This window comes from Facklamia lactis (genome assembly GCF_015863205.1).
GTDB lineage: Bacteria > Bacillota > Bacilli > Lactobacillales > Aerococcaceae > Facklamia > Facklamia lactis.
Map to the genome: position 1 here is coordinate 23,506 of NZ_JACBXQ010000004.1, position 12,748 is coordinate 36,253.

10 protein-coding genes are annotated in these 12,748 nt (G+C 37.4%); 2 read left to right on the top strand and 8 right to left on the bottom strand.

Annotation, left to right across the window (positions count from 1 at the left end; genetic code table 11):
- Nucleotides 1–18 precede the first annotated feature (18 nt).
- The 5 genes from HZY91_RS06930 to HZY91_RS06950 form a co-directional block, all read right to left on the bottom strand.
- Nucleotides 19–621 carry a superoxide dismutase gene (locus HZY91_RS06930; protein WP_218957779.1) on the bottom strand — a complete coding sequence of 201 codons (603 nt, stop codon included), beginning with the start codon at nucleotides 619–621 and terminating at the stop codon, nucleotides 19–21.
- Nucleotides 622–862: 241 nt separating this feature from the next.
- Nucleotides 863–2,686, bottom strand: a complete 1,824-nt coding sequence (gene typA / locus HZY91_RS06935) for a translational GTPase TypA (protein ID WP_197115558.1) — start codon at nucleotides 2,684–2,686, stop codon at nucleotides 863–865.
- A gap of 21 nt (nucleotides 2,687–2,707) precedes the next feature.
- Complete coding sequence (locus HZY91_RS06940) at nucleotides 2,708–3,478, bottom strand: inositol monophosphatase family protein (RefSeq protein WP_197115559.1); 771 nt, start codon at nucleotides 3,476–3,478, stop codon at nucleotides 2,708–2,710.
- 10 nt (nucleotides 3,479–3,488) lie between these two features.
- Nucleotides 3,489–3,767 (bottom strand): UPF0223 family protein, encoded by a 279-nt coding sequence (locus tag HZY91_RS06945; RefSeq protein ID WP_197115560.1) that lies wholly within the window; start codon nucleotides 3,765–3,767, stop codon nucleotides 3,489–3,491.
- A gap of 278 nt (nucleotides 3,768–4,045) precedes the next feature.
- Nucleotides 4,046–5,650 carry an ATP-binding cassette domain-containing protein gene (locus tag HZY91_RS06950; protein WP_197115561.1) on the bottom strand — a complete coding sequence of 535 codons (1,605 nt, stop codon included), beginning with the start codon at nucleotides 5,648–5,650 and terminating at the stop codon, nucleotides 4,046–4,048.
- 438 nt (nucleotides 5,651–6,088) lie between these two features.
- On the opposite strand from HZY91_RS06950, the gene HZY91_RS06955 reads away from it, so the two are divergent.
- Nucleotides 6,089–6,964 carry a helix-turn-helix domain-containing protein gene (locus HZY91_RS06955; protein ID WP_197115562.1) on the top strand — a complete coding sequence of 292 codons (876 nt, stop codon included), beginning with the start codon at nucleotides 6,089–6,091 and terminating at the stop codon, nucleotides 6,962–6,964.
- Nucleotides 6,965–7,027: 63 nt separating this feature from the next.
- Here the strand turns inward: HZY91_RS06955 and HZY91_RS06960 are convergent, their stop codons facing one another.
- On the bottom strand, nucleotides 7,028–8,617 hold the full coding sequence (locus tag HZY91_RS06960) for an ATP-binding cassette domain-containing protein (RefSeq protein WP_197115563.1): 1,590 nt from the start codon (nucleotides 8,615–8,617) through the stop codon (nucleotides 7,028–7,030).
- A gap of 535 nt (nucleotides 8,618–9,152) precedes the next feature.
- Here HZY91_RS06960 and HZY91_RS06965 point away from each other — a divergent pair.
- On the top strand, nucleotides 9,153–9,422 hold the full coding sequence (locus HZY91_RS06965; RefSeq protein ID WP_197115564.1) for a membrane lipoprotein lipid attachment site-containing protein: 270 nt from the start codon (nucleotides 9,153–9,155) through the stop codon (nucleotides 9,420–9,422).
- A gap of 121 nt (nucleotides 9,423–9,543) precedes the next feature.
- Here HZY91_RS06965 and lpdA read toward each other — a convergent pair whose 3' ends face one another.
- Nucleotides 9,544–10,950: a dihydrolipoyl dehydrogenase gene (lpdA, locus tag HZY91_RS06970; protein WP_197115565.1), complete on the bottom strand. Its 1,407-nt coding sequence runs from the start codon at nucleotides 10,948–10,950 to the stop codon at nucleotides 9,544–9,546.
- Between the two features lie 7 nt (nucleotides 10,951–10,957).
- Entirely contained in the window at nucleotides 10,958–12,676 is a 1,719-nt protein-coding gene (locus HZY91_RS06975; RefSeq protein ID WP_197115566.1) for a dihydrolipoyllysine-residue acetyltransferase, read from the bottom strand.
- Nucleotides 12,677–12,748 lie beyond the last annotated feature (72 nt).

A 12,748-nucleotide genomic window follows, 5' to 3' on the forward strand; every position in this document is an offset into this window, starting at 1 on the left:
ATCTTCTTATATATTTTTTTAAGCAGCGTAACGCTCCGCTACCTTATCCCAATTGATAACAGACCAGAATGCTTTAACATACTCAGGACGTTTATTTTGATATTTTAGATAATAAGCATGCTCCCAAACATCCACCCCTAGTAAAGGTGTTAAGCCGTCCGTAATCGGATTATCTTGATTAGGAGTTCCAACTACTTTAAGTTGGTCACCCTCTTTCACCAACCAAGCCCAACCGGAACCAAATTGACCTGTTGCAGCTGCAGTAAATTCTTCTTGGAATTTCTCAAATGAACCAAAAGTTTCATTGATCTTTTCCGCTAATTCACCACTTGGTGCATTCTGATCACTCGGACTTTGCAATAATTCCCAGAAAATAGAATGATTTAGATGTCCCCCACCGTTATTACGGACAGTTGTTCGAATGTCTTCCGGTACTTCATTTAAGTTGGCGATTAACTGATCAATTTCCTTATCAGCAAATTCAGTACCTTCCACTGCTGCATTCAATTTTTCAACGTAGGTATTATGGTGCTTCGTGTGATGGATTTCCATTGTTTCTTTATCAATTGCTGGTTCTAAAGCATCGTAAGCATACGGTAATTTTGGTAATTCAAAAGTCATGATGATTCCTCCTAAATACTTGATCTTATAATCATCTTAACATTGCTATTTACTCTTTCAAAACAATATGCTCGACTTTATGAAAGCTATTGGCAAAAGACTGATCTCTTACGAATCCCTTTGTGAAAAATAATGATTATGTTCAAGTGTGCATTAACTAACTATCTTTTGATAAAAGCGTTTCAAAAAACCACCTCCATGACCTATGGCCACAAAGCTGGTTTAGTTAATAGCTACTATTTTATTTTTTCTTTGATTTTTCCCGAGTTGATTTATCTAGAATTCGTTTACGCAAACGAATCGATTCTGGTGTTACTTCACAATACTCGTCATCCGCCATGAATTGAATCGCTTCTTCTAAAGTCATCTTACGCGGCGTCTTGATAACCGAAGTTTGATCCTTGTTAGCAGAACGGACATTGGTTAATTGTTTCGCGCGCGTAATGTTAACCGTTAAGTCATTCTCACGACTATGTTCTCCGACAATCATTCCAGCATACACTTCAGTTCCAGGTTCTACAAAGATCGTTCCACGATCTTCTAAATTCATAATAGAGTAGGTTGTTGCCTGACCACTATCAATCGATACCAACGTCCCATTGCGACGTTGACCGAGCTCTGCATTAATATATGGGCGATACTCATCAAAGGAATGGTTCATAATCCCGTATCCATGAGTTAAGGTCATAAATTCCGTCGCAAAACCAATTAAACCACGTGCTGGCACTGAGAACACTAGACGCATCTGACCATTACCTGTATTAACCATATCCGCCATCTCACCTCGACGATGACCCATCGCTTCAATAATCCCTCCCATATATTCTTCAGGAGTATCAATTAATAAACGCTCAAACGGCTCAGATTTCACCCCATCAATCTCGCGAACAATTACTTGCGGTCGAGAAACTTGGAATTCATAACCTTGGCGACGCATATTTTCAATTAAGATTGATAGATGTAATTCACCGCGCCCCGCCACTTTAAAAGTATCGGGTGAATCAGTTGGTTGAACATCAATCGATACATCGGTGTGCAATTCTTGCATCAAACGGTCTTGCAAGTTACGAGCTGTCACATACTTACCTTCACGCCCCGCAAATGGTGAGTTATTGGTTAAAAAGTTCATCTCTAAGGTTGGCTCATCAATATGTAAGAGAGGCATGGCATCCGGTTGACTCGCTGATGCGATTGTTTCACCCACAAAAATATCATCCATTCCTGAAATCGCAATCAAATCCCCTGCTTGTGCTTCAGTAATCTCAATTCGATCCAAGCCAAGGAAACCAAATAATTTTGTGACACGAAAATTCTTCTTAGAGCCATCCGTTTTTATAACGGTGACTTGATCACCAATTTTAATCTTACCACGGAAAACACGTCCGATTCCAATACGTCCCACAAATTCGTTATAATCTAACATCGTCACTTGGAATTGTAACGGTTCCTCTGAATTATCAATCGGAGCCGGCACATGCTCCATCACCATATCAAAAATGTGATCCATTGTATTCTCTTGATCTGCCGGATCTGGTGATAATGAAGAAGTTCCATTAATGGCTGAAGCATAAACAACAGGAAATTCCATCTGATCTTCATCAGCACCTAATTCGATTAATAAGTCTAAGACTTGATCCACAACACCTTCAGGACGAGCAGATGGTTTATCAATCTTATTCACAACTACCAAGGGAACTTTGCCTTCTTCAAGGGCTTTTTTCAAGACAAAACGAGTTTGTGGCATTGTTCCTTCGTAGGCATCCACTACTAAGATAACACCATCGACCATCTTCATGATTCGTTCTACTTCACCACCAAAGTCCGCATGCCCTGGGGTATCCATAATATTAATACGATTTCCCTTATAGTTAACGGCTGTGTTCTTCGCTAGAATCGTGATTCCACGTTCACGCTCAATATCGTTACGGTCCATCGCTCGATCATCAAGGTGAGTTCGCTCGTCTAAAGTATCAGATTGTTGTAAGAGTTCGTTAACAAGTGAGGTCTTGCCATGGTCAACGTGGGCGATAATTGCGATATTTCTTAAATTGTTACGTATATTCATTAAATTTTTCTCCTAATTCTTTTACGGGTTCATCAGTTGCATTGCTTCTTGATAGACAGTAGGATGAGCGAAAACTCCAGGACATCGTTCGAGCAGTGATAAGGCTTGACCGTCTGGTTGACTGGCAGCGTACCCCATCGCAGTTAAAATCGCATAACCAGCAGCAAAGTCCCAAGGACATAGGCCTGCTGATAGATATAGACCTGCTTCTCCCCGAATCACAGCGATCATTTCATAGGCTGAACAACCATAGGAACGTACTCCCAATGACTGCTCTAATAGAGCTCGGGCGTTAAAATCATTATTAACAAATAAATGAACATTTCCCACAATCAGGCTATCTGCTAAGCTTTCAATTGGAAGTGGATCCAAAGGCACTTGATTGTGATAGACCCCATCATTGACAATCCCATAATATAGATCATCCTGCATCACATCATAGATATAACCAGCAATAGGTTGTCCCTCTTGATAGATCCCTATCATAATCCCAAAAAAACGCTGTTGTTTAACAAAATTCAAGGTTCCATCAATCGGATCAATGATCCAAAGCATACCTTCGGTTCCATTCACACGATCAGCCTGTTCCTCTTCTCCTAAAATCTGATGATCTGGATAGTAGGTTTGAATTTGTTGGACTAAATAATCCTGCGTTGCCTGATCCATTTCAGTCACTAAGTCACGCGGACTCGTCTTCTCGCTCACTTGAATCGTTCGATTGAAAGATTGCCTCAGCGAATTCCCCGCAATCTGTAACCACGTTAAGACACGATTGTGTAATTGATAATCCATTTGGTCCCTCCTATGGCATAGTTAACACTTGAGAATCTTTCAAAGTTTGAGCTTTCTGAACAGTGCGGTAAATGGAATAACCGGAAATAGCCATAAAGTCACGATCCAATTGCTTTTCCTCACTCTTAGACGTCACGATTCCTTTGAAAGTGCGATATTTATCTTTAAAAGTAGCGTTAGAAATCCCCTGCTCATAGGCCGTTTCAATCGCTGCAAAGAAATCAACGACTTGTGCAATTTCAATCGTTGACCACGCTTCATAATCAATTGGATATGTGTAGTTCGACATCCTATACCCCTTTCCGAAAATTAACCAGTGTCTCTTCTAATATAATCCATTTAAGTCTGAATGCAAAAACATTTCGAATTTTAAAACGTTTTCCACATCAAATTGTAATAAAAGTCTTGGATTATGCTTAATCCTCTTTGAATATTAATCGAGAGCATTTCATGATCACTCATTATTTAAAGCTATCTACAAAAAAACTACCTTACTTTAATCATCTCATAATAAAACAAGATGCTTAAAGCAAGGTAGCAATAGGATGCCTATCGATTATTAACAATTTAAATCGCTTGTTCCTTCTGTCTTATTTCATCTAAATTTAAAACTTCATCGAATTGCGATAAAATCTTGGGATCACGCGTATGGGTGATCACAATGACCATTTTATTTTGAAGCTTAAAGATCATATCAAAAATCATGGACTGTGTCGCGCTGTCCAAATTACTAGTCGGCTCATCAAAGATCAGAACATCATAAGGACTGATCATGAAGCGAGCAATGTCTACACGTTGTTTCTCACCACTTGAGATGACATTGCGACTTGAAGCTTCAATAGACTTCTCCAATAATTTTGACGATAGATTCAATTGCTCTAAAATCGTGGTATCAATCAAATTTTGTCGGTGCATCCGAACATTATCCATGACTGATCCCGAAATCAAGAAATCATTTTTTTGAATTAAGGCCACTCGCTGATACAACGATTCACTCTTAATTCGATCCAAATCAATGCCATTAATTCTGATGCTCCCATTATAGGCTGAACTTGGATAATATTTCATCACTAATTTCATCAAGGTCGATTTTCCACGGCCTGACTCCCCAATAATCGCATATTTTTTCCCTTGCTCAAAACAATAATTAAAGTCTTCAAAAACAATTTTTTCTTCAGAATACTTTAAGTCTAAATGAGCAATGCTAATTTCATGAATGGGCTCACTGATTTCGCAACCTTTAGCCGTTTTGGTATCTAGCAACTGGTTGAAACCCTCACGCAATTCACCAACTGTCCCCATTAAATTTTTATTGTGGGCAAACATTTGAACCGGATTGAAAACCCCATTTAATAAGTTGATAGCAGAAATTAGTAAACCGATGGTAATTTCACCTTGCATGACAAACCAAATACCAATTGACATACATAATAACTGGGCAAAGAAACTGAAAAAGATCCCCAAGTTATTTGCAAACCATGAAGCAAAAAGGAATGATTTCCGACTCTTCTCAAAGTTTTGATCTTTCTCAAGATAATCGGTTAAGAATAAATCCGATACATTTAATAACTTGATTTGCTCAAAACCATGAAGCTGATTGGTCACCGCTTGTAAGTAGGATTCATTCTGTTTAGAAAAGGAAACCGTCTTCCTCGCCATAATCACACCTGGCAATTGTGATAACATGATCGTCAGAACTGTTACTCCAACAAACGCCGCCCCCAATTTCCAATTAATTAAGAAAATAAACCCGATACTCACCACAGCTGAAATTACATTGGAGACAATATCGCATTTAGGACTCAAATAATTCTCTGTGAAGATATCAATATTCTTGGTAAATAGATTGAGGTAATATTCAGATGTATGGGCCCAGTAATCATTTAAGTTTTTACGATAGAGAGCATGATACATTTCATCTTTCGCATCTTTTAACACATTAGCAATATATGTCGATTTCAAAAAAGAAAACAAGATAACTACTATAAACCAACCCGTAATAATCACTAAACATGAGATAATCGCCCGTTTTAAATCCCCTTCATTATTAACAACCGCATCAATGACCTTTCCAAGTCTCACTGCAAAATATGCCATTAAAAAAGATGAAATAACACTCATCACAATTGTTAAAAAATAAATAAAACGATGTTTCTTCAAAAGCTCTTTCATCAGTCCCTGTTCCCTCCCGAGTATTTATTCTTCAAATTTCAAAAGTTTCTATATCCTTGAATCATTTATTATTTTTGATCTAGCTTATATAAACAGCCACCTATATATAGTTAAATAACATTAATCACTGATTGAAGAAAAAACTTAGAAATGATAAGCTTTTATATGGTCAAGGTTCTGCTCTTCGCAAGAACAATCTAGTCCAAATACGCAACTCATTATAATTCCCGATTAACACTTTCAGAATTGTTAGACACCCAAATATGATAGACAAAACCGTCATTATCATTTTTCAAACTTTTCTACATAAACTTCATTACTGATTTCCCCCTCTTTATATTTCAATTATATGCAAACCTTTCATCGTAATAATATTTTTAGCGTATGTTGTAGATTTAATAACATTAAACAATGAAAACGATAACAAGGAGTTTAAATATGGATAATTATGGTACAAGTTTTCAACTTTTAAGAAAGGGTAAACATTTAACACTGAATCAACTTTCAGATAATATTATTTCACCCCAACAATTATCAAAGTTCGAACGAAATATTCACTCCATTACTGTGCCAGTTTTTATTGAACTGCTCGAACGAATGAATGTCTCTATAAACGAATTTATGGTCTATCATAATCAACAAGCACAATTTAGTCAGGGAAAATTTTTAAGTCAATTAGAAGCAGCAATTGCTGAAAAAAAAGGTCAAACTATGAAAGATTTAATTTTCCAAGAAAAAAATCTTTACAATAGAGATAAAAATATTCGACATTTGCATAACATAAATATATTACAACAAAATATTTTAAAAATGAAAAACCAACCCGTTAATCAAGAACTTAGTAAAGAAATCAGTGATTATCTTTTTGACTGCGAGGATTGGGCTTTCTATGAGCTTTGTCTATTTAACAATTATCTAGAATTCTTATCTATTTCTTTCATAGAAAATTTGATTAAAGATGCCTCTATAAAAGCAAAGAAATTTTCACGTTTACTTTTAAACCAAAATATCGAAACGGTTTTATATTGCAATGTAATATTTCACTTGTTAGAAATCGATAAGCTGAATATAGTTCCTAACCTAATATCATTAGCAAAAAAAAATCTCACTAACACTGTTTTTTTCTTCGATATGAACCGATTAAACTTTTTAGAAGGAATTTATCTCATTAAGATTGGCAATACAGCAATAGGAAAGAGAAAATGTGCCAAAGCTTTGAGTATTTTTGAACATTTTGATACTAAATATTATTTTCAAAGTCACCGACAAGATCTCATTGACTTTTTTGGTAGCGATTTCTCCCTTGAAGACTAAGAAAAGCAAGTGAACAAAGTTTGTTTCTTTGTCCACTTGCTTATTTGAATCACCATATTTCTACTACAAATGATAAACCTGATTTAATTGACGAGCATAATCGTCTGTCAGATGGTGTGTAATGAAGATCACCGTTGCATGGTCAAGATTCAATAGATAACGCTCAATGGATTCTCTTAAGCTCAGATCAAGACTGGATGTTCCTTCATCGACTAGTAAGATAGGGGCCTTCTGAACTAAGCCACGAGCTAAACCGACTCTTTGCCCTTGTCCGCCTGAAATTCGCGATCCTTCTTGTCCGACCGTTTCTTCCTTTGCCTCCATAACTTTTATCAACTCTTCTAACTGCATCACTTGAATTAGCTCTTGATAGTATTCAGCTTGATAATCTCGTTCTAATAATATATTCGCTCGAATATCTAAATTAAAGAGATAAGTTTTCTGAGGGACATAGGCCAGGCATTGATATAACTCTCGCTCAGGAATCTGTTTCAACTCCTGTCCATTCAACCGAATAGAGCCTTGATAATCCGGCAATTGCCGCAGTAATATTTTGAATAAGGTTGACTTCCCACTCCCACTTGGTCCGATCAACGCATATTTGCCACCTGCTTTAAAGCTCATATCAGGATAGGTCAATTGACGATCACCAAAGTGGTATGAAAGATTTTGTAACTCTAAGTCTATTCCTGTTAATGGAGGTGTAGTGATTTCTTTCTCTTCAGATACTTCCTCAACCTCTTCAACTTTATCGAACAATTTCAACACAGCATTGAACCCAGCCAACTGATTGATGACATAGTTAGTATTTCCAAAAAAATTCCCAGTCAAATCCCCAATAGAGAAGATGGAACCTGCTGTCAATGCACCTCCAATGATTAATAACCCACAACCAAAGATAATTGCATATTGAAATACAACTGCAGCCACTTGAACCCAGGCATCCATCGTGGCCCTCTTCTTCTCCAAATGAACCTTACTATTTTTCAACAAACCAAAAAAGGGCATCAGAAATTTTTCAATCAAATTTTGACTGTTGAGCACATACAACGTATTAAAACCACCCAACCATTCAGAAGCCTTGGCTGTAGTATATTCATTCTGATTGGAAACTTCCTTATTCGCATCGGCCAATCCCTTTTTAAAAAACTTTGGAATTACGGTCATAATCAAAGCAAATATTAAAGTCACCAGCATTAGTAACCAATGATAAGACCATATGGCTATAGCACCAAAAATTAATAAAGCACCCGAAGAAATCATGCCATACAAACGGTCAAAGCACTGAGTTTCAACCACTGCCATATCATTGCTCAGCCATGAAACATAGTCACCCACCGGACGCTGATTAAATTGTGAATATTTATAATGAGCTAATTGCGTCAAAATATTCGATCTGAGCTGGTTAATTTGTGATTGCTTCACTCCTTCAATATAAACTGCTGCAATAAAATTTAAAATGATCGATATTCCCATCCACAAAACACAATAAATAAAGGCATTTAGGAAGCGATCATACTCAGCAAAAAATAAGGCATTCATGATATCTGTTAAGAGAACAGTTGACCGAATAATAGCATATGCTCTCACACCATATAACATTATAATAAATAAGTTTTGTTTCCAGTGCTGCTTCAAGACCTCTGTAATCATCCAAAACCCCCTATTCTACCGTATAAGTTAATAAATCATACTCTTCCATCATGTGAAGTCATTTTATAAATTCCTTATTAGTAAAAAGACCTTATTTACTCTTAGCATCAATGCATCTGCAAATGATTTGAAAACCCTTTCTTTAACTTCTATTATACTCCTATCATTCAGTGACTTCCATAACCTATTGTTTATAATAAAAAAACATTAATAAAGTGCGTTTTCGCAAAAGAGCTTTCAAAATGAAACACGATTAAAACTCCATAAAAGGCAGTCACTCATTCTAGAGGAAATATTATAAAGAATCTAATCCTTCAACCATTAGCACCCTTCGAAAGAAACAAACACGATATTCCTTTATTTGATTCAGAATAGAAAATGACTATCGCTAGCACAAGATGTTCTTTGTCTTTATGATTTCAACTGATTATTTAGCTATCTATTTATGCTATGCGTATTAATTGCAAAACTTCTTACTTATTATATAATTCCTAGTAATTAAGAAAACATAAATAGAAAGCAAGGAGACTAATTTATGAAAAAAGTATTACTATTATTTACGGGAATGTTTATCTTAGCGGGTTGCGGAAATTCAGTTGGAAATGATACAACAGATAAGGAGGAGGCAACTCCTATTGAACAGCAGGAAGCGAAAAACGAAGAAAACGATGATATGGAAGAAAATAATGATGTAAATGAAATGATGCAAAACGATGATAATGGAGATATCGCAGAAGAAGATGATGATGCAAACGAAATGCAGAACGACGATGAAGGAGAGGATGCAGAAGAGGAGGATGATTAACCAATCACTTCCGCTTAATTCCAACTTTTTCTGTGAATACGTAAATCTTTTAAACACACAAAAACGACCGCTCCATGTTGGGAGCGATCGTTTTTTGTATTATAAATAATAATTCTTGATATTACATATGAATTGGCAAGCCGAGCGCAGCTTCTGCTGCATCCATTGTTGCTTCTGATAAAGTTGGATGAGCATGAACTGTTAAAGCAATATCTTCTGCATTCATTCCTGCTTCAATTGCTAAAGTGATCTCAGCCAGTACATCGGATGCACTTGGCCCCGCTACTTGAGCCCCTACAATCACATTGTCGTCTTTTGTAGTAACTAATCGAACAAATCCGCTATAAGAATCAAGAGCTACTGCACGACCATTTCCTCCAAATGGGAATTTAGTCACTGTCACCTCTAAACCAGCTTCTTTAGCTGTCTCTTTTGTGTGTCCAGCGGAAGCTAACTCAGGATCAGTATAACATACAGATGGCATTGCTTTATAATCGACTTCATCTTTACCACCTGAAATCGCAGATGCAGCTACCTTCGCTTCAAATGAAGCCTTGTGAGCTAACATTGCACCTGGAACAATATCACCGATCGCAAAGATATTTGGATTAGAAGTACGTCCTTGTTTATCCACTTTAACAAGTCCACGTTCATCTAATTCAACACCTGCTTGTTCTAATCCACAGTTATCAGTGTTTGGTCGACGTCCAACCGTTACCATTACATAGTCTGCTTCTACAGTCTTTTCTTCACCTTTATGCTCATAAGTAACAACCACACGATCGCCTTTTGTTTCAGCGCTCTTAGCCATTGCATTAGTTACAATTGTTGCTCCCTTATCTTTGAAATCTTTCTCAACTAAGCGAGCCATATCTTTCTCAAATGAAGGAATAAATTGTTTTGAACCTTCTAAGATCGTTACTTTTGAACCTAGGTTTGCGTAAACAGAACCAAGTTCAGAACCGATAATTCCTCCACCGATTACTACAAAATCTTTTGGAATCTCTGGTAAGTTTAATCCGCCAGTCGAATCAATAATTCGGCCGCCAAATTCAAAACCTTTAATTTGAATAGGACGAGATCCTGTTGCTACAATTGCATTTTTAAAAGTGTATGTTTGAGCATTCTCTCCATCTACCACTCGGATAGTATCCTTATCAGAGAAGAAAGCTTCTCCTTTAAGAATTTCCACTTTGTTCTTCTTAAGAAGCATTTCAACTCCTGAAGTCATTTTAGCAACGACTTGATTTTGCTTCCAGTCTTGAGTTTTTTCCCAATCAATTTCAACACCTTGAGTCGAAATTCCAAAAGTTTCTGGATGTTTTGATTGATGGTACACATGACCTGCTTGAATCAATGCTTTAGACGGAATACAACCAACGTTTAAACAAACGCCTCCAAAATATTCTTTCTCCACAATCGCCACTTTTTGACCAAGCTGAGCGGCACGAATAGCAGCAACATATCCTCCAGGTCCTGCTCCAATAACAACTGTATCTAATTCAACGGCGAAGTCTCCAACTACCATTTGATCACTATCCTTCCATTAATAATAGTTCTGGATCTGCTAAGAAGCGCTTAACTTCATTTAACGCTCTTTGGGCAGTTGCTCCATCTACAATTCGGTGGTCGAAGCTTAAAGATAACTTACATACACGTCCTACAGCCAATTCACCCTTTTCATTTACAATGGGTTGTTGAACAATAGAGCCAAATCCTAAAATTGCAACTTCTGGATGATTAATGATTGGACTAAACCACTTACCTCCAGCAGAACCAATATTTGAAATTGTGATAGTTCCTTCTGACATTTCTGACATAGGTAACGATCCATCATGCGCCTTACCTGATAACTCCACAATCTCGTTAGCTATTTGGAACATATTCTTAGTATTAGCATCTTTAATGTTTGGTACGTATAGACCCCGATCAGTATCTGTAGCAATACCTACATTATAATAGTTTTTGTAAACAATTTCACTAGAAAGATCATCAATTGTAGCATTAATAACTGGATACTTCTTAGCAGCTGCTATCAAAGCCTTAACCACATAAGGTAAGAAGGTTAATTTAACATTATTCTCGGCTGCAATTTCCTTATATTTCTTACGGTGATCCCACAATTTAGAAACTTCTACCTCATCAAATAAGGTTACATGTGGTGCCGTATGTTTAGAGTTAACCATTGCTTTCGCAATCGCTGCACGAGTTCCTGATAAAGCAACTCGTTCTTCTCGTTCCGCTTGTGAAGAAACAAACGGTTTAACAACTGCTTGGCTTTGCGCTGACATGCTGGTCTCTCCATCGGCTTGAACAGAAGGAGTTGCTTCAACCTTTTGATTATTTGTTTCTGTTTCGGAAGTTTGACGAGAGTCTTCTGTTACTGAAGAAGCAGATGGATTAAAGTTTTGAACATCTTCCGCTGTAATACGTCCATTCTTACCAGAACCAGGCACTCGTGTGATGTCGATTCCGTTATCACGGGCTAATTTACGAACAGAAGGCATTGCTAGAACTCGGCGATTAGCCGCTTCCTCTTCAGAAAGCCCTTGACTTGGAGCGGTGTCTACTACAGAAACGGTTTCAGTCGGATTCTTCTCAGCAGGAGCAGCTGCATCATCAAAGGAATTAGCAATCGCCTCTCCTTCTTCTTCTGAAGAACCATTATGGTCTGGAGAATCAATGTCTACAATCACTTGGCCTAATTGAGCAATTTGTCCAGCAGGCACATGAATTTTTTTGATTTCACCAGAAACCGGAGAAGGTAGTTCTTCAACAGACTTATCGTTTTGAATCTCAACCAAAGTATCATCTTCTTTGATTGTATCGCCTTCTTTTACAGCCCAAGAAACAATTTCGCCTTCCATAATTCCTTCCCCTAATGCTGGTAATTTGAATTGGAAGAAGCCTCCAGTATTTTTGGTTTCTTTTGCTTCTGCTACTACTGATTCAGAAGGCTCGCCAGCTGGTGCGGCAGGTGTTTCTTCCACTTCAGGAGCCTCTTCATTTTCATAACCTGGAGCCTCTATTTCGACAATAACTTGACCAAGTGTAGCAACTTGTCCTGCTTCCACATGGATCTTCTTAACTTTTCCTGAAACGGGAGAAGGAAGTTCCTCTACCGATTTATCATTTTGCACTTCGACTAACGTTTCATCTTCGTTCACTTGATCGCCTTCTTTTACAGCCCAAGAAACGATCTCGCCTTCCATAATCCCTTCTCCGAGGGCAGGTAGTTTAAATTGGAATGCCATACATTTACTCTCCTTTATATCATTGATTTCATTAGGATACAGGACAGGGCGCTTAGCCCTTGTCCTGATTGT